Origin of the sequence: Nocardioides aquaticus (assembly GCF_018459925.1) — a bacterium.
Taxonomy (GTDB): Bacteria; Actinomycetota; Actinomycetes; order Propionibacteriales; family Nocardioidaceae; genus Nocardioides; species Nocardioides aquaticus.
This window is the reverse complement of record NZ_CP075371.1, coordinates 4,542,352-4,562,092: the sequence shown is the minus strand read 5'-3', so window position 1 is coordinate 4,562,092 and position 19,741 is coordinate 4,542,352. Positions and strand designations below refer to the sequence as shown.

20 protein-coding genes are annotated in these 19,741 nt (G+C 73.2%); 10 read left to right on the top strand and 10 right to left on the bottom strand.

Translation table 11 applies throughout. The features are described from left to right. Positions 1–82: 82 nt before the first annotated feature. Together ENKNEFLB_RS22165 and ENKNEFLB_RS22160 are read left to right on the top strand one after the other, a co-directional pair. Entirely contained in the window at positions 83–1,528 is a 1,446-nt protein-coding gene (locus ENKNEFLB_RS22165) for a CCA tRNA nucleotidyltransferase (RefSeq protein ID WP_214059682.1), read from the top strand. Beyond that, entirely contained in the window at positions 1,525–2,697 is a 1,173-nt protein-coding gene (locus tag ENKNEFLB_RS22160) for an FUSC family protein (RefSeq protein ID WP_214057318.1), read from the top strand. The genes ENKNEFLB_RS22165 and ENKNEFLB_RS22160 overlap by 4 nt, the downstream gene beginning before the upstream one ends. 138 nt (positions 2,698–2,835) lie before the next feature. Here the strand turns inward: ENKNEFLB_RS22160 and ENKNEFLB_RS22155 are convergent, their stop codons facing one another. Both ENKNEFLB_RS22155 and ENKNEFLB_RS22150 read right to left on the bottom strand, forming a co-directional pair. Further along, positions 2,836–3,921 (bottom strand): inositol-3-phosphate synthase, encoded by a 1,086-nt coding sequence (locus ENKNEFLB_RS22155; RefSeq protein WP_214057317.1) that lies wholly within the window; start codon positions 3,919–3,921, stop codon positions 2,836–2,838. Positions 3,922–3,946: 25 nt separating this feature from the next. Further along, positions 3,947–4,528: a PadR family transcriptional regulator gene (locus ENKNEFLB_RS22150; protein ID WP_214057316.1), complete on the bottom strand. Its 582-nt coding sequence runs from the start codon at positions 4,526–4,528 to the stop codon at positions 3,947–3,949. A gap of 185 nt (positions 4,529–4,713) precedes the next feature. On the opposite strand from ENKNEFLB_RS22150, the gene ENKNEFLB_RS22145 reads away from it, so the two are divergent. From ENKNEFLB_RS22145 to ENKNEFLB_RS22135, 3 genes are read left to right on the top strand one after another with little or no spacing between them, the layout of a single operon-like run. Further along, positions 4,714–7,074, top strand: a complete 2,361-nt coding sequence (locus ENKNEFLB_RS22145) for a transglycosylase domain-containing protein (protein ID WP_246535744.1) — start codon at positions 4,714–4,716, stop codon at positions 7,072–7,074. Continuing rightward, positions 7,067–8,029 carry a glycosyltransferase 87 family protein gene (locus ENKNEFLB_RS22140; protein ID WP_214057315.1) on the top strand — a complete coding sequence of 321 codons (963 nt, stop codon included), beginning with the start codon at positions 7,067–7,069 and terminating at the stop codon, positions 8,027–8,029. The genes ENKNEFLB_RS22145 and ENKNEFLB_RS22140 overlap by 8 nt, the downstream gene beginning before the upstream one ends. Continuing rightward, positions 8,026–8,538: a hypothetical protein gene (locus tag ENKNEFLB_RS22135; protein ID WP_214057314.1), complete on the top strand. Its 513-nt coding sequence runs from the start codon at positions 8,026–8,028 to the stop codon at positions 8,536–8,538. The genes ENKNEFLB_RS22140 and ENKNEFLB_RS22135 overlap by 4 nt, the downstream gene beginning before the upstream one ends. Here the strand turns inward: ENKNEFLB_RS22135 and ENKNEFLB_RS22130 are convergent. The 4 genes from ENKNEFLB_RS22130 to ENKNEFLB_RS22115 form a co-directional block, all read right to left on the bottom strand. After that, a complete protein-coding gene (locus tag ENKNEFLB_RS22130) occupies positions 8,499–9,569 on the bottom strand; it encodes an alanine racemase (protein WP_214057313.1) in 1,071 nt (356 codons plus the stop codon). The two genes, ENKNEFLB_RS22135 and ENKNEFLB_RS22130, sit on opposite strands and share 40 nt — an antisense overlap. Positions 9,570–9,573: 4 nt before the next feature. After that, a complete protein-coding gene (locus ENKNEFLB_RS22125) occupies positions 9,574–10,749 on the bottom strand; it encodes a lipid II:glycine glycyltransferase FemX (protein WP_214057312.1) in 1,176 nt (391 codons plus the stop codon). A 45-nt stretch (positions 10,750–10,794) separates the two neighbouring features. Further along, complete coding sequence (locus tag ENKNEFLB_RS22120) at positions 10,795–11,598, bottom strand: deoxyribonuclease IV (RefSeq protein WP_214057311.1); 804 nt, start codon at positions 11,596–11,598, stop codon at positions 10,795–10,797. 118 nt (positions 11,599–11,716) lie between these two features. Next, positions 11,717–13,030 (bottom strand): patatin-like phospholipase family protein, encoded by a 1,314-nt coding sequence (locus tag ENKNEFLB_RS22115; RefSeq protein WP_214057310.1) that lies wholly within the window; start codon positions 13,028–13,030, stop codon positions 11,717–11,719. Positions 13,031–13,219: 189 nt separating this feature from the next. Here ENKNEFLB_RS22115 and rpsF point away from each other — a divergent pair, with 189 nt between their 5' ends. The 4 genes from rpsF to rplI all read left to right on the top strand — a co-directional run bounded on the left by rpsF (position 13,220) and on the right by rplI (position 14,978). Then, positions 13,220–13,510 carry a 30S ribosomal protein S6 gene (rpsF, locus tag ENKNEFLB_RS22110; protein WP_214057309.1) on the top strand — a complete coding sequence of 97 codons (291 nt, stop codon included), beginning with the start codon at positions 13,220–13,222 and terminating at the stop codon, positions 13,508–13,510. A gap of 104 nt (positions 13,511–13,614) precedes the next feature. Then, complete coding sequence (locus tag ENKNEFLB_RS22105; protein ID WP_214057308.1) at positions 13,615–14,211, top strand: single-stranded DNA-binding protein; 597 nt, start codon at positions 13,615–13,617, stop codon at positions 14,209–14,211. Between the two features lie 70 nt (positions 14,212–14,281). Beyond that, positions 14,282–14,518 carry a 30S ribosomal protein S18 gene (gene rpsR, locus ENKNEFLB_RS22100; RefSeq protein ID WP_160007736.1) on the top strand — a complete coding sequence of 79 codons (237 nt, stop codon included), beginning with the start codon at positions 14,282–14,284 and terminating at the stop codon, positions 14,516–14,518. Between the two features lie 13 nt (positions 14,519–14,531). Then, on the top strand, positions 14,532–14,978 hold the full coding sequence (gene rplI / locus ENKNEFLB_RS22095; protein ID WP_214057307.1) for a 50S ribosomal protein L9: 447 nt from the start codon (positions 14,532–14,534) through the stop codon (positions 14,976–14,978). Positions 14,979–15,045: 67 nt separating this feature from the next. Here rplI and ENKNEFLB_RS22090 read toward each other — a convergent pair whose 3' ends face one another. Beyond that, entirely contained in the window at positions 15,046–15,591 is a 546-nt protein-coding gene (locus ENKNEFLB_RS22090) for a hypothetical protein (RefSeq protein WP_214057306.1), read from the bottom strand. A gap of 41 nt (positions 15,592–15,632) precedes the next feature. Beyond that, positions 15,633–17,003 carry an MATE family efflux transporter gene (locus ENKNEFLB_RS22085; protein WP_214057305.1) on the bottom strand — a complete coding sequence of 457 codons (1,371 nt, stop codon included), beginning with the start codon at positions 17,001–17,003 and terminating at the stop codon, positions 15,633–15,635. A 514-nt stretch (positions 17,004–17,517) separates the two neighbouring features. Between ENKNEFLB_RS22085 and dnaB the strand changes: the two genes are divergently transcribed. Further along, positions 17,518–18,870 (top strand): replicative DNA helicase, encoded by a 1,353-nt coding sequence (gene dnaB, locus ENKNEFLB_RS22080; RefSeq protein WP_214059680.1) that lies wholly within the window; start codon positions 17,518–17,520, stop codon positions 18,868–18,870. Between the two features lie 13 nt (positions 18,871–18,883). On the opposite strand, the gene ENKNEFLB_RS22075 is transcribed toward dnaB, so the two are convergent. Further along, positions 18,884–19,210 carry a VOC family protein gene (locus tag ENKNEFLB_RS22075; protein ID WP_214057304.1) on the bottom strand — a complete coding sequence of 109 codons (327 nt, stop codon included), beginning with the start codon at positions 19,208–19,210 and terminating at the stop codon, positions 18,884–18,886. Positions 19,211–19,349: 139 nt separating this feature from the next. After that, on the bottom strand, positions 19,350–19,667 hold the full coding sequence (locus ENKNEFLB_RS22070; RefSeq protein ID WP_214057303.1) for a hypothetical protein: 318 nt from the start codon (positions 19,665–19,667) through the stop codon (positions 19,350–19,352). Between the last annotated feature and the right edge of the window lie 74 nt (positions 19,668–19,741).

Below are 19,741 nucleotides of genomic sequence, written 5' to 3'. Positions count from 1 at the left end.
GGCCGGCTCGAGGAGTACGCGGCCGGCGCCGCAGCCCGTAGACTGCTCGGCCGTGCCCGACCCCGTACCCGCCCCCCTGCAGATGGTCGAGGTGCAGCGCACCGCCGACGCCGAGCTGGACCGGCTCCGTCCCGTCCTGGACGGCCTCGGCAAGGCGTTCGAGGACGCCGGCCACGAGCTCGCCCTGGTCGGCGGGCCCGTGCGCGACGCCATGCTCGGCCGCGCCCACACCGACCTCGACCTGACCACCTCCGCCCTCCCGGACGAGACCGAGCGGATCCTGGAGCGGTGGGGCGACGTGACGTGGGACGTCGGGCGCGCGTTCGGCACGATCGGCTGCCGCAAGGGGCCGTGGCAGGTGGAGGTGACCACGTACCGCACCGACGCCTACGACGCGGACTCCCGCAAGCCCGACGTCGCCTACGGCGACACCCTCGCCGGCGACCTGGGACGGCGCGACTTCACGGTCAACGCGATGGCGGTGCGGTGGCCCGGGCGGGCGTTCGAGGACCCGTACGGCGGGATCGTCGACCTGGCGGACCGGGTCCTGCGCACCCCGGTCACCCCGGAGCAGTCCTTCTCCGACGACCCGCTGCGGATGATGCGCGCGGCCCGGTTCGCCTCGCAGCTCGGGTTCGACGTGGCCCCCGAGGTGGTCGCGGCGATGACCGCGATGGCCGACCGGATCGAGATCGTCTCGGCCGAGCGGGTCCGTGACGAGCTGGTCAAGACGATCTGCGGCCGGTGGCCCCGGCGCGGGCTGAGCCTGCTGGTCGAGACGGGCCTGGCCGACCGGGTGCTGCCCGAGCTGCCGGCCCTGGCGCGTGAGCGCGACGAGCACCAGCGCCACAAGGACGTCTACGAGCACACGCTGACGGTGCTCGAGCAGTCGATCGAGCTGGAGGAGCGGCTGCCCGGGGGCGGGCCCGACCTGGTCTCGCGGCTGGCGGCGCTGATGCACGACGTCGGCAAGCCGCGCACGCGCAAGTTCCTCGACGACGGGACGGTGACCTTCCACCACCACGACGTCGTCGGCGCCAAGCTCACCCGCAAGCGGATGAAGGCGCTGCGGTTCTCCAACGACGACACCGACGCCGTGACGCAGCTGGTCGAGCTGCACCTGCGCTTCCACGGCTACGGCTCCGGGGAGTGGACCGACTCGGCGGTACGCCGCTACGTCCGCGACGCCGGGGACCAGCTCGAGCGGCTGCACGTGCTGACCCGCGCCGACTGCACGACCCGCAACCAGCGCAAGGCGGCCCGGCTGCGGCGCACCTACGACGACCTCGAGGAGCGGATCGCCCGGCTCTCGGAGGAGGAGGAACTGGCCTCGCTGCGGCCCGACCTCGACGGCAACCAGATCATGGAGGTGCTCGGCATCGGGCCGGGCCGCGAGGTGGGGCTGGCCTACCGGCACCTGCTCGACCTGCGTCTCGAGGAGGGCCCGAAGTCCCCCGAGGAGGCCCGGGCCGCGCTGCAGTCCTGGTGGGCCGACCAGCAGCGCCCCGACGACCAGGCACGGGGGTGAGCACCCACGGGCAGGACGTGACCACCGCGGAGGTCGGTCGGCGCACCCCGCACGTCTGGTCCACGACCTGGTGGCGCGAACGGTTGCACGACGCCGTGTTCTGGACCGACGTCACCCAGCTGGCCAAGACCGTCCTGGCCGCGACCCTGGCCTGGGTGCTGGCCACCAGCGTCTTCCGGCTGGAGCAGGCCTTCCTGGCCCCGTGGGCGGCGCTGCTGGTGGTCAACTCCACCGTCTACCGGACGCTGTCGCAGGGCGGGCGGCAGGTCGCCGCCACCGTGTTGGGCGTGCTGGTCGCCTCGGCCGCCGGCCAGGCGCTGGGCCTGGACGTGGCCAGCGTCGCGGTCGCGATGGCCGTGGGCCTGGCGATCGGGTCGGTGGCCCTGCTCGAGGGCCAGGAGACCACCGTGGCCGCCACGGCCCTGGTCGTGCTCACCACCGGGTTCTCCGACGACGACAGCGTCCTGCTGGCCCGGCTGCTCGACACCGGGGTCGGGATCGGGGTCGGCATCGGGGTGAACCTGCTGGTCTGGCCGCCGCTGCGACGACGGACCGCGATCGCGGCGATGGACGCCATCGACGACGCGATCGGCGGCCTGCTGGTCGACATGGCCGACGGGGTGCGGCGCGGAGTGACGACGCAGGACGCCACGGCGTGGGTGGAGCGCACCCGCGACCTCGACGACGACCTCGACGCCGCCTGGGCGCTGGTGCGCCAGGCCCGCGAGAGCGCCCGGCTGAACCCGCGCCGCTCGGCACGCGGCTGGCGCGACCCCGCCGCGTGGCACTCGTTGCTGAAGCGGATGGAGCAGGCGATCGCGGAGTGCCGCAGCCTGGCCCGGACGCTGTCCCTCGGCGTCGAGAGCGGCTCGGAGTGGGACGACGGCTTCCGGGTCCGGTTCGTGACGCTGCTGCACGAGAGCGGCAAGGCGGTCGAGGACGCCGACCACCAGCCGCTGGTGGAGCTCCGCGAGCGGCTGGACGTCTTCGTCGACGACCTCACCGAGGCCGGGCTGCCGGCCCGCCTGTGGCCGGAGTACGGCGGGGTGCTGACCAACCTGCGCAACGTGCTGAACGCGATGGACGAGGTGGCACGGGCCAACCCGCTCGGCCAGCCCCCGCTGCCGTTCCGGCTCCGCCGCGCCGCCGAGCAGGCCCAGCCGAGATGACGCTCGCGGGCAGCCGAGATGACGCTCGCGGCGCCCCGAGATGACGCTCGCGGACACTCCGGTACGCAGCCGGGGGACGCAGCGAGGGCCCCGACGCGATCGCGTCGGGGCCCTCGTCGTACGACGGGTTCCTCGTGCCTAGTCGGTGCCCTTGATGAAGGCCTCGACGCGTCGGCGGCCCTCCTCGTCGTTGAGCTGCACCGGCGGGGACTTCATCAGGTAGGACGAGGCCGACAGCACGGGGCCGCCCTGGCCGCGGTCCTTGGCGATCTTGGCCGCGCGGACCGCGTCGATGATGATGCCGGCGGAGTTCGGGGAGTCCCAGACCTCGAGCTTGTACTCGAGGTTGAGGGGGACGTCGCCGAACGCGCGACCCTCGAGGCGCACGTAGGCCCACTTGCGGTCGTCGAGCCACGGGACGTAGTCCGAGGGACCGATGTGGACGTTGCGGTCGTCGATCTTGTCCTTGAGCTCGCCCTCGAGGTTCGAGGTGACGGCCTGGGTCTTGGAGACCTTCTTGGACTCCAGGCGCTCGCGCTCGAGCATGTTCTTGAAGTCCATGTTGCCGCCGACGTTCAGCTGGAACGTCCGGTCGAGCGCCACGCCGCGGTCCTCGAACAGCTTGGCCATCACGCGGTGCGTGATGGTGGCGCCGACCTGGCTCTTGATGTCGTCGCCGACGATCGGGACGCCCGCGTCCTCGAACTTCTTGGCCCACACGGGGTCGGAGGCGATGAAGACCGGCAGCGCGTTGACGAAGGCGACGCCCGCGTCGATGGCGCACTGTGCGTAGAACTTGTCCGCCTCCTCCGAGCCCACCGGCAGGTAGGAGACCAGGACGTCGGCCTGGGTCTCGCGGAGCACGGAGACCACGTCGACCGGCTCGGCAGCGGACTCGGAGATGGTCTGGCGGTAGTACTTGCCGAGACCGTCCAGGGTCGGGCCGCGCTGGACCTCGACGCCGAGGGTCGGGACGTCGGTGATCTTGATGGTGTTGTTCTGCGAGGCGTTGATCGCCTCGGACAGGTCCTTGCCGACCTTCATGTCGTCGACGTCGAACGCGGCGACGAACTCGACGTCGGAGACGTGGTACTCACCGAAGACGACGTGCATGAGGCCGGGGACGACTGCCCCGCGGTCCGCGTCCTTGTAGTACTCGACTCCCTGGACCAGGGACGTGGCGCAGTTGCCCACGCCCACGATGGCTACTCGAACCGATCCCATGGGGACTTCCTCTCGTTTCTTCACTTCACTGCCCCGGGTCTGTCGGGGCCGGGTCTGGGGTGCGGACGACGCCACGCTCGGCGTCGATCAGGTCGGACAGCCAGCGCACCTCGCGCTGGACCGACTCCACGCCGTGCCTCTGGAGCTCGGCGGCGTAGCGGTCGACCTCGGCCTGGGTCATGGCGAGCTCGCCCTGGACCCGGTCGAGACGCTCCTGGAGGCGGGTGCGACGTCCCTCGAGGACGCGCAGCCGGATCTCCATGTCGGTCGAGGAGAAGAAGGCGAACCGGATGTCGAAGTTGTCGTCCTCCCACGCGGTCGGACCCACCTCCGACATCAGACGCTCGAACTCGGCGGTGCCGCCGGGCGTCACCTCGTAGACGATCTTGGGTCGGCGCGAAGTCGCTCCGGCCGCGCTGACCGCGGTCTCCTCGATGAGCTGGTTGCGCAGCATCTTCTTCAGCGCCGGGTAGAGGGAGCCGTACGACAGCACCCGTCCCCACCCGAGCATCAGGTTCAGTCGCTTGCGCAGCTGGTAGCCGTGCATGGGTCCCTCGTGCAGCAGTCCGAGGACTGCCAGCTCGATGGTCTCTCCACGACGTGCCATGCGATGCATCGTAGCGATATATCCGCACACTCGAAACCACCGATAGGTCGTGTCGGGGGTGAACATGTGTGCTCCGGCTCACGTCCGCAGCGCCGGGGGAGCGTGGTGCTGCCTCTACAGTGGAGCGGCCCTCCGGCGCCGGCCGGGCGGGCGAGCACGTTCCCCTAGGTGACGGAGACGAGAAGTTGGCTGGCAAGCGCCGGACCCAGGGCCCCGCCCCCGCGCGGGCCGAGGGCCGTACGGGCCGTACGACCACCGCGGGGTCGCCCCGGCGGTCCTTCCGCAGCCGCCTGTGGCGGGTGGGCCGCTGGTTCCTGGTCCTCGGCCTGGTCGGGGCGCTGGTGGGGGTGCTGGCCTTCGTGGCCGTCTACCGCGCGATCGACATCCCGGACCCGAACGCCGACTTCCTCACCGAGACCTCCTACGTCTACTACGCCGACGGGGAGGAGGAGATCGGGCAGTTCGCCACCCAGGACCGCGACTCCATCCCCTACGCACAGATGCCCGAGGCGGTCCGCAACGCCGTGGTCGCCGCGGAGGACCAGACGTTCTGGACCAACCAGGGCATCGACCCGCGCGGCATCGTGCGGGCGGCGTTCAACAACGCCCAGGGCGGCGACACCCAGGGTGCCTCGACGATCACCCAGCAGTACGTGAAGATCCTCTACCTGACGCAGGAGCAGAGCCTCGAGCGCAAGGTCAAGGAGGCCATCCTGTCGCTGAAGGTGCAGCGCAGCCAGTCCAAGAAGCAGGTCCTCGAGGGCTACCTCAACACCATCTACTTCGGGCGCGGCGCCTACGGCATCGAGGCGGCCGCCGAGGCGTTCTTCGCCAAGCCCGCGGCCGAGCTCGACCTGCGCGAGTCGGCGGTGCTGGCCAGCGTCATCAACAACCCCACCCGGTTCGACCCGGCCAACGGCAGGGACAACCGCCGCGAGCTCGCGAGCCGCTACCGGTACACCCTGGGCAACATGGCCGAGGTCGGCGACATCAGCCAGCAGCAGGCCGACCAGGCCGCCCGCCGGCTGCCCGAGTTCCCCGCGATCGAGGCGGACGACGCGTACGGCGGGCAGTCCGGCCACATGCTGCGCCTGGTCCGCAACGAGCTGCAGGCCCTCGGGTTCAGCGAGTCCGAGATCGACGGCCAGGGGCTGCGGGTGACCACGACCTTCACGACCCAGGCGATGCAGGCGGCCGAGGAGGGGGCGCTGGAGGCCAGGCCCGAGGGCTTCGGCGACGAGCAGCTGCACATCGGCGTGGCCTCGGTCGAGCCCGGGACGGGGGCGCTGCGCGGGTTCTACGGCGGCCAGGACTTCCTGGACTCCCAGATCAACTGGGCCGCCACCGGCGGGATGATCGGCTCGACGATGAAGCCGGTCACCCTGGCCACCGCCCTCGAGAACGGCTTCTCGCTCACCGACACCTTCGAGGGCAACTCCCCCTACGAGTTCCCCGGCGGCCTCGCGGTCCGCAACGAGGGCACCGGGCCCGACGGGCTCGGCGAGGACTACGGCTCGGCCGTGGACGCCGTCGCCGCGCTCGAGGACTCGGTCAACACCGCCTTCGTCGACATGAGCGTGCGGATCCCCGACGGCCCGGCCCAGATCCTCGACACCGCCAACCGGGTCGGGATCCCGCCGAGCAAGGCCTCCGAGCAGTTCCCCGGCATCCCGAGCACCTCGGTCGACCTGACCGACGAGGACACCCTGCTCACCCTGGGCCGGGCCCGGGTCAGCCCGATCAACATGGCCAACGCCTACGCCACCTTCGCCAACCGCGGGCAGCAGGCCGACGTCCACGTCGTGGAGAGCGTCACCGACGCCGACGGCCAGGAGCTGTACGCCCACCGCTCCTCGACGGAGGAGGCGGTCGCGGAGCCGGTCGCCGACGACGTCTCCTACGCGATGCAGGAGGTCGTCGCCGACGGCAGCGGTCAGACCGTGCTGCCCCTGGGCCGCCCCGCCGCCGGCAAGACCGGGACGGCCACGAACGACGACGACGCGGTGTCGTCGGCCTGGTTCGTGGGCTACACCCCGCAGCTGGCGACCGCGGTGATGTACGTCCGCGGTGACGGCGACGACGCGCTCGACGGGTGGCTGCCGACGTACTTCGGGTCGGGCTACCCCGCCGAGACGTGGCTCGCGGTGATGCAGCGCGCGCTCGAGGGCACGGCCGTCGAGGAGTTCCCGCCGCCGGCCAACGTGGACGGCGACGCCCCCGACGACAGCGACGACGTGGCGACCGAGGCGCCCGAGCCGGCGCCGACCACGAGCGCCCCGCCGGCCCCGCCGCCCACCACGTCGCAGGCGCCGACCCCGCCGTCGCCGACCCCGACCCCGACGCAGCAGCCGACGCCGACGCCGACCACCAGCGCACCGCCGGAGCCCACCCCGACGACGCCCACCCCGACCCCGACGCCGACCCCGACCCCGACCACGTCGGCCCCCGTTCCGCTGCCCGGCGGCAGTGGCGGCGGTGGCGGTGGCGGCGGTGGCGGCGGCGGCGGGCAGGCGCCCGAGCAGGACCCGGCGAACCGGCGTGACTGACCGGGGTCGGGTGGCCCGCCACGTCCACCCGACCCAGGACGACCCCGTGGTCGCCGCCCTCAGCGAGGGCGTCGGCGGCCCGGTCGGGCCCCGCGCCGCCCGCAGCCGGTGGTGGAACCCCACCGCGGTGGTGCTGCTGCTGGCCGCGCTGACCTTCGCGCTCGGCACCCTGCAGAAGGCGCCGTGCGCCGCCGACGCGTGGGCCGACGGCGAGACCCGCTACTCGGCGATGTGCTACTCCGACCTGCCCTACCTCTACACGGGCCGGGGCTTCGTCGAGCACGAGTGGCCCTACTCCGACGACGCCGGGGTGCGCGACCGCTTCGAGGCCATGGAGTACCCCGTCGGGATCTCCTACTGGGCCTGGGCGACGAGCTGGGCCACCCACGCGGTGGTCGGCTTCCCCGACCTCGCCCCGCGGTACGCCACCCCGGCAGACGAGCTCTTCGGCCAGCCCGAGGTGGCGCGCGAGGTCGTGGTGTTCACCGTGGTCAACGCCCTCGGCCTGGCCCTGCTGACCCTGGCCGCGGCGTGGTTCCTGACCCGGGCGAACCCCGGCCGACCCTGGGACGCCGCGGTCCTCGCCGCCTCGCCGGCCCTGGCGCTGACCGGGCTGGTCAACTGGGACCTGCTGGCCGTGGCGCTGGTCGCGGCGGCGCTGTGGTCGTGGTCGCGCGGGCGCCCGCTGCTGACCGGGGTGCTGCTCGGGCTGGGCACCGCCGCCAAGCTCTACCCCGGGCTGCTGCTGGGACCGGCGCTGGTGCTGCTGGTGCGGGCGCGGCGCTGGCGCGACGCCGGTCTCGTGGTCGCGGGGCGGCCGGCGCGTGGCTGCTGGCCAACGCCCCGGCGTACCTCACCGGGCCGGAGGCCTGGGGCGTCTTCTGGGGGTTCAACGCCGAGCGGGGCGCCGACCTCGGCTCGGTGTGGACGGTGGTCTCCCAGGTCGGTGACGTGACCTTCTCGGCCGGCACGATCAACCTGGTCTCGCAGGCGTTCCTGGTCGTGTGGTGCCTCGGCGTCGCGGCGCTCGGCCTGCTGGCCCCGTCCCCGCCCCGGCTGGCCCAGCTCGGCCTGCTGGTCGTGGTCGGGTTCCTGCTGGTCAACAAGGTCTACTCCCCGCAGTACGTCCTGTGGCTGCTGCCGCTGGCGGCGCTGGCGCGTCCGCGCTGGCGCGACCAGCTCGTGTGGCAGGCCGGGGAGGTCTTCTACTTCGCGGTGATCTGGTGGTACCTCGGCGGCTACCTCCGCCCGGGCGCGGCCGGCGAGGGCGAGGCGTACGACGCCCCGGTCTACTGGCTCGGGATCGTCCTGCGGATGCTCTGCGAGCTCTACCTCGCCGCCGTGGTGGTCCGCGACGTGTGGCGGCCGCACCGGGACCCGGTGGCCCGCACGGAGCCGTTGACGCTGCCGGCGCGGGCCCGGGGTCAGTCCACCAGCACGCGGTCGAACGACGTCGTGGTGTAGCGGACCCGGACGTCCAGCTCGTCGCCGACCTCGGGCACCCGGGCGCCGGCGGGCAGCAGGAGCATCGAGGCCTGCATGTGCGGGGGCTCGGCGAAGAGCCGCTGGCGGCCGTCGACGGTGAACGGGGAGCGGGCCAGGCCGGCGGCGTCGAGGCCGCCGCGTGCCAGGACGGCGGCGCGGGCGCGCAGCCGGCTCTCACCGGCCGGGGCGGTCAGCCCGATGCCGTGGGCCGTGCCGCCGCTGACGACCAGCAGGTGCCCGGCGCGGGGCGCGGTACGACCGCGGTAGCCGTACACCTGGCCGCGGCGCAGCGGGTGCACGTCGAGCACGGTCGAGGTGACCCGCAGCGCGCCGCGGTCGCCGAGCCACAGGGCGGTGCCGACCCGGGGCCGCACGACGTAGTCCGCGTAGGTCCTGCGCAGGGTGGCCAGCTCGTCGGCCGAGAGGTGGCTGATCCATAGGGTGCGGGTCGGCAGGTCGGCCGCGACCACGTCGTCCATCAGCCGCAGGACCTCGGCGAGGTGCGAGCCCTGGTCGAGCGGGAGGTGGAACGCCACGCCGGCCACGGAGGCCGTACGTCGTCCGCGCAGCAGCCTGCCGGCGGCCCGCAACCCGTCGGCGTCGAAGCCGTGACGCAGCATGCTGGTGCGTCGCTCGAGCACGACCCGGGCGGCGGGGTGCCGGTCGAGCAGGTCGACCAGGTCCTCGAGGCGCCCGACCGTGTGGACGACCCGGCGCTCGAGGTGCTCGTCGAGCTCGAGCTCGGGCCCGAACGGCCGCCACGGGGTCAGCACCAGCAGGTCGCCGTCGAACCGGCTCGCCACGGTCTCGAGCTCGGAGTAGGTGCCGACCGCGATCGTGTCGAGGTCGTGGCCCTGGTCGCGCAGCCAGCCGGCGCGACGGGCGAGCCGGGGCAGGGTCAGGCCGTAGCCGTTGCCCTTGACGACGGGCGTCAGGCCAGGGTTCGCGGTCGCGACGGCGTCGAGGTGGGCGCGCCACCGGGCGCCGTCGACGTGGAGGGTCAGGCTCATGCGGTCACCGCCGGCTCATGTAGAGGTCGAAGGCGCGGTAGAGCACCCGGTTGAGCGGGAGGTCCCACTCGCCGACGGTCTCGACGGCCTCGCCGCCGGTGCCGACCTTGAACTGGATCAGGCCGACGTGGGAGTCCTCGGGGTCGAGGGTGTCGGTGATGCCGCGCAGGTCGTAGACGTGGGCGCCGGCGGCGAGCGCGTCGCGGACCATCGCCCACTGCACGGCGTTGGAGCCGCGGACCTCGCGCTTCTCGGTGGAGGAGGCGCCGTAGGAGTACCAGGCGTGGGTGCCGACCCGGATCGCGACGGTCGAGGCGACCAGGTCGCCCTCCTGGCGGGCGGCGAAGACCCGGAACCGGTCGCGGTCCTCGGCGCCGAGCGCCTCGGCCATCGTGCGGAAGTACGACAGCGGGCGCGGGGTGAAGTGGTCGCGCTCGGCGGTGTGGACGTAGAGCGCGTGGAAGGCGGCCAGCTCGTCGGCCAGCCCGGCGGGGTCGCCGACGTCGGCGGTGGTCACCTCGACGCCCTCCTTGGCGGCCTTCTTGATGTTGCGGCGCCAGAGCTGGTTCATGCCCTTGAGGACCTCGTCCTCGGTGCGGGCGGTGCCGTCGGGGTGGACCAGCGGGACCTGGAAGACGTACTGCGGCTGCCCCGCGGCGAACCCGCCCTCGGCGCCCTGGTGGCGCCAGCCGAGCCGGCGCAGGCCCGAGACGACGGCCGCGCCGAGCGGCTCGCGCACCGAGGGGGCCAGGTCGGCCAGGCGGGCGGTGCCGGCGTCGGCGACGCCGTCCTTGACCTGCTGCGCGCTCCAGCGGCGGGTGACGACGGGCGGGCCGATCCGGACGCCGAAGGCGCCCTGCTTCTTGACGTGGGCCGTCAGCGGGTCGAGCCAGGCGGCGAGGTCGTCGGCGGCGTCGTCCCAGTCCAGGACGGGTCCCTCGGGCAGGTAGGCCAGGAACCGCTTGACCCTGGGCAGCTGGCGGTAGAGGACCAGTGCGGTGCCGACCATCTCCTCGGCACCGTCGGGCGAGGCCCGGAACCAGCCCAGCGACTCACGGCGCCACTCGCTCTTGACCCGGCCCCAGGCCGGGGTCTGCAGGAAGCTGGCCGACGGGCGCGAGCGCAGGTGGGCGAGGTGCTCGTCCTCGGTGACGGGTCGGACGGTGAGGGCGGCAGGCACGGATCGAGGCTACCGGCGCCGGGGCGGTGGGCCCGACCGGGCGGGTCAGAGGCGGTCGCGGAGCCAGGCGAAGTCGGCGACGTGCGCCTCGGCCGGGCCGGGGGTCTCGCAGACGACCGGGGCGCCGGCGTCGCGCACCACCTGCGCCAGCAGGTCGGGGTCGATCCGGCCCTGGCCGAAGTTGGCGTGCCGGTCGGCGCCGGAGTCGAACTCGTCACGGCTGTCGTTGGCGTGGACCAGGTCGATCCGCCCGGTGATCGCCAGCACGTCCTGGACCACCGTGGTGAGGTCGTTGCCGCCGGCGTGGGCGTGGCAGGTGTCGAGGCAGAACCCGACCATGTCGGCGCCCTCGGCCGAGGAGATCGCGTCCCACACCCGCCCGATCCGCTCGAGGTAGCGGGTCATCGCGTTGTCCCCGCCGGCGGTGTTCTCGATCAGCAGCGGGAGCTTGAGGTCGGTGGCCTCGACGGCCTTGCGCCAGTTGTCGAACCCGGTCTCGGGGTCGTCGGCCTTGTTCACGTGCCCGCCGTGCACGACCAGGCCCTTCGCGCCGATCTCGGCCGCGGCGTCGACGTGCTTCTGGAGCAGCTTGCGGCTCGGGATCCGGATCCGGTTGTTGGTGGTGGCGACGTTGACGATGTAGGGCGCGTGGACGTAGAGGTCCACCCCCGCCGCCTCCGCGTCGGCCCGCAGCGCCGCGGCGCCGCCGGCGTACGCCACCTCGGGGCCGGCGTAGCCCTGCGGGTCGCCCAGGAACATCTGCACCAGCGGCGCCCCCCGCTCGCGGGCCTCGGCCAGCGGGTCGGTCTGGTCGACGTGGGCGCCGATGGCGATCGTGGTGCTGCTCATCGGGCCAGCGTAGGTGGGCCGGGTGGAGGGTGCTGAAGTCCCCGGTCGGCCGGGGACTTCTGAACATGTCGGCCTTTGCGAAGGCCGACATGTTCGAAACTTGCCCGTCGAGTACGGCTCAGCCGGCCGGGGCCTGGATCGGCCCGGTCTCCCACAGGTCGGGGTGCTCGGCCAGCCAGGTCCGCCCGTCGCGGCGGCCCAGGTCCCGCGCGGCGTCGAAGAAGTCGGGGTCGAAGAGCAGGTAGCTCAGCAGCTCGCCCTGCAGCGGGCTGTCGCTGCCCAGCAACCGGTGCACGACCTGGAGGTCGGGGTCGGACAGGGTGCCGCGCCAGGACTTGTGGTTCTCGCGGAACACCTCGAGCGCGGTGTCGGCCAGCGCGTCGCCGCGCTCGGGGGCGATCGCGACGTAGGGGACCACCCGGTACGGCGGCCTGCCCCGCGACGCGCGGTGCCGGTCGAGCGCGGGGCGGAGGTCCTCGTCGGCGGCCATCGCGTTGGTCTCGGCGAGCCGGCGGAGGTCGTGGCGCATCGGGTCGTCCATTACCGAGCCGAGCAGCGTCGCCCCGCCGTCGCCGAGGTCGACCGGGGTGCGGTCGAGCACCGGGTCGGCGGTGCGGGGGTGCAGGCTCCCGGTGCCCACGGCCACGACCCGCTCGGCCCCCAGCTCGAGCGCGGGGGCCAGCGGGACCCGCCGGCGGGTGGCGCCGTCGGCGTACCAGCCCGCGGCCTCGTCGGGGGACTCCACCCGCACCGACGGGAAGAGCGTCGGGATCGCCGAGGACGCCATCAGGTGCTCCACGCCCAGGTGGGTCCGCACGAAGCGGCGGTAGCCGTCCGGCGTCTCGGGCCCGGGGAGGTCCCGGTGGTCCGGGTCGGTCTCGGTGAACATCACGACCTCGCCGGTACGGACGGCCGTGGCCACGATCGACAGGGCGTGCACCCGCCCCTGCTCGAGGTTGTCGTGCAGGGAGTCCCAGCTGATCGCGCGGCCCAGGGTGCGCGCCAGCGGCCCCGTCCCGAAGAGGCCCCGGAGGCGGAACACCGACAGCCCCAGCGTCTCGGAGGCGTAGCGCAGCGCGACGACGGGCACCTGCTGCCACAGGGGCCGGATCACGTGCCGCTTGGTGGCCTGGTCCAGCGTGGCCACGAGGCGCTCGACCTGCTCCTCGGCGTCGAGGTGCGCGGTCGAGGTGAGCGCCGCGGCGAGCAGCGCGCCGGCGCTCGTGCCGAGGTGGAGCGTCGGGTGCACGCCGCGACGCTCCAGCTCCGGCAGCAGGACCTCCAGCACGCCGACCTGGTAGGCCGAGCGGGCGCCGCCCGCGTCGAGGACCAGGGCGACGTCGCCGTCCTCGCCCGCGCGGTCGCGGGGCGAGCCGGCGGGACGGGAGGTACGGGTGGGACGGGCAGGACGGCGGGGCTCGGCGGGGGGCACCCGCGGATGCTAGACCGTGGGCCCGCAGGGCGGGGGGTGATGATTTACCCCCGTCGGCGCCCCGCTGGTACCTTGTCCTGTCCTCGCGACCAGCCGGACCCGCCGACCGGGTCCGCGCCCCGAGGAGCACAGGCCCTCCTGCCACGGAGATTCCGTGGCCGCCCTAGCCCACAGGAGGTGGAGACAGCCTTGCGCGCATACGAAGTCATGGTCATCCTTGACCCCAGTCTCGACGAGCGGACCATCGAGCCGTCCCTCGACAAGTACCTCAACGTCATCCGCAAGGACGGCGGCACGATCGACAACCTCGACGTCTGGGGCCGTCGGCGCCTGGCCTACGAGGTCAAGAAGAACGCCGAGGGCATCTACGCCGTCGTCACGCTGCAGGCCGAGCCGGCCACGGTCAAGGAGTTCGACCGCCAGCTCACCCTGAACGAGTCGATCCTGCGTACCAAGGTCCTCCGGCCCGACGCCCACTGATCGCAGCCCTGCCTGTGGACAGCCGGTGACGGCTGTCGGCGAGGCACGGCACGATCGGCGGACACCGCACCGGACACCGCACCACCTCGACCCAGGAGAGACCCATGGCAGGCGAGACCGTCATCACCGTCGTCGGCAACCTCGTCGACGACCCCGAGCTTCGCTTCACGCCCTCCGGGGCGGCCGTGGCGAACTTCCGGATCGCGTCGACGCCGCGCACCTTCGACAAGAACACCAACGAGTGGAAGGACGGCGAAGGCCTGTTCCTCTCCTGCTCGGTGTGGCGTCAGGCCGCGGAGAACGTCGCCGAGTCCCTGCAGAAGGGGATGCGCGTCGTCGTGCAGGGGCGGCTCAAGCAGCGCTCCTACGAGACGCGTGAGGGCGAGAAGCGTACCGTCGTCGAGCTCGAGGTCGAGGAGGTCGGGCCGTCGCTGAAGTACGCCACGGCCAAGGTCACCCGGGCCAGCCGCTCCGGCGGCAACGGCCAGGGTGGCGGCGGCTACGGCGGGGGCGCCCCGCAGGGCGGCTCCGGCGGCGGCCAGGGCGGCCAGGGCAACCAGGGCGGCTCCGGCGGCGGCTCGTACGGCGGGGACGACCCGTGGGCCACTCCTGCGCAGGGTGGCCAGCAGCGCCCCGCCGGTGGCCAGCAGGCCGACCCCTGGGGGGCTCCGGGCGTCGGCTCGGAAGAGCCCCCCTTCTGATCCAGCACCCATCCACCATTCCGGTCCGTGACACCACGACGGACCGGGCTCATCGAAGGAGAGCCCCACAATGGCCAAGCCAGTGGTCCGCAAGCCGAAGAAGAAGGTTTGCCAGTTCTGCAAGGAGAAGGCGACCGGTGTCGACTACAAGGACGCCGCCCTGCTCCGCAAGTTCATCTCCGACCGCGGCAAGATCCGCGCGCGTCGGGTCACGGGCAACTGTGTCCAGCACCAGCGCGACGTCGCCACGGCCGTGAAGAACGCCCGCGAGGTCGCCCTGCTGCCGTACACCGCGACCGGTCGCTGAGAGGACTGACGACATGAAGCTGATCCTCACCCAGGAGGTCGACGGCCTCGGTGCCCCCGGGGACGTCGTGGACGTCAAGCCCGGCTACGGCCGCAACTACCTCGTCCCCCGTGGCGAGGCCCTCGTGTGGACCCGCGGCGGCGAGAAGACCGTCGAGTCCATCAAGGCCGCCCGTGGCGCCCGCGCCGTGCGCGACCGTGACCACGCGGTCGAGGTCAAGGCCTCGCTCGAGGGCTCGACGGTCGACCTGCCGGTCCGCGCCGGTGCCGGAGGCCGTCTGTTCGGCGCCGTCACCACCGGTGACATCGCCTCGGCGATCGGCACCGCGTCCGGCGAGAAGATCGACAAGCGCACGATCGTGCTCGGCAACCCGATCAAGTCGCTGGGCCACCACACCGTCGGTGTGCGGCTCCACGAGGAGGTCTCGGCCACGGTGACGCTCAGCGTCGTCCCCGCCTGACCGAGCCACCCGCACCACCCGCACCACCGCGACGGCCGTCCCCTCCGGGGGGCGGCCGTCGTCGTGCTCACACCGGGGTGGTCCGGCCCGGTGCTGCACCCCGCCGTGCCCAGGGCCGACCGGCGTAGACCAGGAGCACCGCCACGGTCCCGATCGCGGCGAGCTGGGCCAGGCCTGCCGTGGGCCCCGCGAGCGCGCCGACGCCGGCGCCCAGCACCACGGCCGGCAGCACGGCCACCGCGACGGTGAGGGTGCGCAGCGAGCCGAGCCAGCCGGCCGCGGCGGGGTCGCCCGCGTCCCGCGACGCCGTGGTCAGGGAGTGCAGCAGGGTGCCGGTGGCGGCGAGGGCCGGCAGCGAGGCCGCCCAGGCCAGGGCGGGGTCCGCAGCCAGGCGGGAGGTCGTCCCGGGCAGCACCAGGGCCAACGAGGTCGTCCCGGCGAGCGCGGCCAGGGCGAGCACGGCGGTGCGGTGCGGCAGCCCCCGCGGGAGCCGGGCGACGGCGAGCACGACCAGCGCCCAGCCGAGCGGGTCGGGGGTGGCGTCGAACCCGCCGGTCTCCACCCGGAGGGAGACCAGGAGGAGCCCGAGCGCGGCGACCAGCAGCGGCTGCACGCGCTCATGCTGGCACGGCCGGGACGCCTGCCGCGGGCCGGTCAGCGGCCGGCGCCGGTGACCAGCCAGGTGTCACCGCGCTCGCGGTGGACCAGGGCCAGGCCGCGGGCGCCCATGAAGACGAACGAGAACACCGCCCACACCCCCACCAGGCCACCACCGGCGCCGGCCACGAGCAGCACGACGGGGGCGTGCGCGAGCAGGACCAGGGCCCCGGCCCGGGCGAGGTAGGCCCCGTCCCCGGCGCCGATCAGGACGCCGTCGAGGACGAACACGACACCGGCCAGCGGCTGGGCCAGCGCGGCGACGAGCAGCACCGGGACCAGGCGCTCGTGCACCTGGGCGTCGCTGCTGAACAGCGGGCCCAGCAGCGGGGCGGCGCCGGCCAGCAGCACCCCGGTGACCACGCCGCTGACCACGCCCCACCGCACCATCCGCCGGGTCACCGCCCGGGTGCCCTCGACGTCCCCGGCCCCGAGGTAGCGGCCGGTGATGGCCTGCGCGGCGATCGCGATGGCGTCCAGCACGAACGCCAGGAACGTCCACAGGGTCATCGCCAGCTGGTGGGTGGCCAGGTCGACGGTGCGCTCGGTGGCCGGGGCGAGCGCGACGGCGTACGTCGTGACCAGCAGCGCGGCGCGCAGGGTGAGGGTGCGCACCACCAGCGGCCCTGCGGCCCGGGCGGCCTCGCGGACCCCGCGGGTGTCGGGGCGCAGCGAGGCGCCCTCGCGGCGGGCGCCGCGCACGACGACCGCCACCAGCGCCGCGGCGCTGAGGACCTGGGCGACCACCGAGCCGATCGCGGAGCCGGCGATGCCGAGGGCGGGCACCGGGCCGGCGCCGAAGACCAGCAGGACGTTGAGGGCGAGGTTGACCACGTTGCCCACGACGGCGACGACCAGCGGGGTGCGGACGTCCTGGAAGCCGCGCAGGACGCCGGTCGCGGCCAGCATGACCAGCAGCGGGGTGGTCCCGAGCGCGGCGATGCGCAGGTACGTGAGCGCCGCGTCCTCGACCGCGGCCTCGGCGCCGAAGACCCCGACCAGGGGGCCCGCGAGCGCCAGCAGGCCGCCGGTGGCCACGACGCCGATGAGCACGGCCAGCCAGATCCCGTCGACGCCCTGGGCCAGCGCCCCGGCCCGGTCGCCGGCGCCGACCCGGCGGGCCACGCTGGCGGTGGTGCCGTACGCCAGGAACACGCAGAGCCCGACCACGGTCTGCAGCACGGTGGCCGCGACGCCCAGTCCGGCCAGCGGGACCGTGCCCAGGTGGCCGACCACGGCGGCGTCGCCGAGCAGGAAGAGGGGCTCCGCGACGAGGGCCAGGAAGGCCGGCACGGCGAGCCGGACGATCTCGCGGTCGTGGCGCCTGCGGTGTCCTCGCAGGTCAGCGCGGGCGGGTGGGGTGCGCACCTGGCTCCTGCTTGACAAGGGCCGGATCGGCCCGGTGGATAACGGGGGTCTGTCTGTGGAAAGTCTGACTTAGGTCCGGCCCTGTCGTCGACGTGCAGAGGGTCTTGACATGGACGGCGGGTAAACGTCGGTGGGACCGAACTTTCTCAGTTCCACATGCGGCCTGGCGTATCACAGCAGGTCAGGCGGGGTGTTGGGGATCGGGACGGCGTGTCGTCCACAGGGTCGCCCACACTCACCCCACAGGTTCCGGCACGTCTTCCCGAGTTGTCCCCAGGTTATCCACAGGTCCTGTGGACAACGGGTTAGGTGGAGACCTCCGCGCGGCCGTACGGTCGCGGTTCCGGTCGGGCTGGGAGCGCTGTCGGTGCCCGGCCCTAGCGTCGGTCCCGAGGTCGCCCAGCACCCCCCACGACCTGTCCCGCCGACCCGCCGAGGAGGCCGCCGCGTGAGCGTGACCGAGTCCCAGGACCGCTTCGCCGAACCCCCCTTCGAGGAGTGGGGCGACGGGCCGATGCCCTACGCGCCGGGGGAGGCGCCGTCGTCCTCGGCGGGGGCTCGCACGCCCCCGCAGGACATGGCCGCCGAGCAGTCCGTGCTCGGCGCGATGCTGATCTCCAAGGACGCGATCGCCGACGTCTCCGAGGTCCTGCGCGGCACGGACTACTACCGCCCCTCGCACGAGACCATCCACGACGCGGTGATCGACCTGTTCGGCCGCGGCGAGCCGGTCGACATGGTCACCGTCTCGGCCGAGCTGCAGCGCCAGGGCCACCTGCAGCGCGTCGGCGGCGCGCCGTACCTGCACACCCTGGCCTCCAACGTCCCGATCGCGGCCAACGCCCAGTTCTACGCCGAGATCGTCCGGGAGAAGGCGATCCTGCGCCGCCTCGTCGACGCCGGCACCAAGATCGTGCAGATCGGGTACGCCGGGGAGGGCCAGGTCGACGACGTCGTCGACCGCGCCCAGGCCGAGATCTACACCGTCACCGACAAGCGCAGCAGCGAGGACTTCGCGCCGCTGGCCGACATCATGGACGGCGTCCTCGACGAGATCGAGGCCATCGGCAACCGCGAGGCCGGGCTCTACGGCGTGCCCACCGGCTTCGCCGACCTCGACGACCTGACGAACGGTCTGCACTCCGGGCAGATGGTGATCGTGGCGGCTCGTCCCGCGATGGGCAAGTCGACCCTGGCTCTGGACTTCTGCCGCGCGGCGTCCATCCACAACAACCTGGCCAGCGTCTTCTTCAGCCTCGAGATGACGCGTTCCGAGATCACGATGCGGCTGCTGTCGGCCGAGGCGAAGGTGCCGCTGAACCACATCCGCAACGGCAAGATGGACCAGGCCGACTGGGACAAGCTCGCGCGTCACATGGGCCGGGTGTCGTCGGCGCCGATGTTCATCGACGACTCGCCCAACATGACGATGATGGAGATCCGGGCCAAGGCCCGCCGGCTCAAGCAGCGCCACGACCTCAAGCTGATCGTGATCGACTACATGCAGCTGATGACGTCCGGCCGCAAGGTCGAGTCCCGCCAGCTCGAGGTCTCGGAGTTCTCCCGCCAGATCAAGCTGCTGGCCAAGGAGCTGCAGCTGCCGATCATCGCGCTGTCGCAGCTCAACCGTGGTCCCGAGCAGCGCGGTGACAAGCGCCCGATGATGAGCGACCTCCGCGAGTCGGGCTCGCTCGAACAGGACGCCGACATGGTGATCCTGCTGCACCGCGACGACGCCTACGAGAAGGAGTCGACCCGCCCCGGTGAGGCCGACCTGATCGTGGCCAAGCACCGCAACGGCGCGACCCGTGACATCACGGTGGCCTTCCAGGGCCACTACTCACGCTTCGTCGACATGGCGCACTGACCCCGGGGTCGCGTCAGGCGATGACGCAGAACAGGTTGCCGTCCGGGTCGGCCAGCACGACGAAGTCCGCTCCCTCCGGGTAGTCCCACTCGACCCGTCGAGCGCCGAGCGAGACCAGCCGCTCCACCTGCACCCGCTGGTCGGCCTCGTCGTCGGCCCACAGGTCGAGGTGCATCCGGTCCTCCTCGTCGAGATGGAGACGGGTGCCTGGTGCTGCGTCCCCCGGCAGGAGGAACGCGGGCTGGTGCGGGGCGCCCTCGAGGGCGAGCGCCGCGGACCAGAAGGCGCGCGCCCGGTCGATGGCGGACACCCTCATCACGACCGCCCCGAGTCTCAGCATGGTCGGCACGATGCACCCCGCGGCCCGGTGTGGCAACGCCTCCCACCAGCACGGTCGCGGCGAACCCGCCCCGCCGCCGCCCCGCGTCGCGCGCACCGCAGGCGGCCCCCAGCCCTGCCGGCCGGTCAGGGCCCGGTCATCACCACCCGGTTGCCGTCGGGATCGACCAGCTGCAGGATCCTGGCCCCACCCCCGGTCGTGGGCCGTCGTGGTCGATCCCCACGTGGGACGCGTGCGCCGCAGCCTCGTCGAGGGCTGTCTCTGTCAGCACCACCGACGACTGCCCGGCGCGCTCCGACTCCCGCCACACCTGGAGGCCGTACGCGTCGCCGAGGTGCCACTCGAGCAGGCCAGCCATCGGGCGAGCGTCCGGGCCCCGGCCGAGGAGACGCGCGTACCAGTCCTCGGCGCGCTCGAGGTCGGTGACGGTGCACTGCGCCATCAGTCCGTCGATCATGGTCAGGTGCCTCCTCGTGGAGCGGCGGGCGGGTCGGGCGACGGCGCCCCTGCCACCTGCCGACCCGACCGCGC

Bases quoted from the DNA above. Each gene is read 5' to 3' on its own strand.
- ENKNEFLB_RS22130 (WP_214057313.1), bottom strand. From the start codon at position 9,569: ATGAGCCTGACCCTCCACGTCGACGGCGCCCGGTGGCGCGCCCACCTC.
- rplI (WP_214057307.1), top strand. From the start codon at position 14,532: ATGAAGCTGATCCTCACCCAGGAGGTCGACGGCCTCGGTGCCCCCGGG.
- ENKNEFLB_RS22155 (WP_214057317.1), bottom strand. From the start codon at position 3,921: ATGGGATCGGTTCGAGTAGCCATCGTGGGCGTGGGCAACTGCGCCACG.
- ENKNEFLB_RS22075 (WP_214057304.1), bottom strand. From the start codon at position 19,210: ATGCTGAGACTCGGGGCGGTCGTGATGAGGGTGTCCGCCATCGACCGG.
- ENKNEFLB_RS22165 (WP_214059682.1), top strand. From the start codon at position 83: ATGGTCGAGGTGCAGCGCACCGCCGACGCCGAGCTGGACCGGCTCCGT.
- ENKNEFLB_RS22150 (WP_214057316.1), bottom strand. From the start codon at position 4,528: ATGGCACGTCGTGGAGAGACCATCGAGCTGGCAGTCCTCGGACTGCTG.
- rpsR (WP_160007736.1), top strand. From the start codon at position 14,282: ATGGCCAAGCCAGTGGTCCGCAAGCCGAAGAAGAAGGTTTGCCAGTTC.
- ENKNEFLB_RS22120 (WP_214057311.1), bottom strand. From the start codon at position 11,598: ATGAGCAGCACCACGATCGCCATCGGCGCCCACGTCGACCAGACCGAC.
- ENKNEFLB_RS22070 (WP_214057303.1), bottom strand. From the start codon at position 19,667: ATGATCGACGGACTGATGGCGCAGTGCACCGTCACCGACCTCGAGCGC.
- ENKNEFLB_RS22105 (WP_214057308.1), top strand. From the start codon at position 13,615: ATGGCAGGCGAGACCGTCATCACCGTCGTCGGCAACCTCGTCGACGAC.
- dnaB (WP_214059680.1), top strand. From the start codon at position 17,518: ATGCCCTACGCGCCGGGGGAGGCGCCGTCGTCCTCGGCGGGGGCTCGC.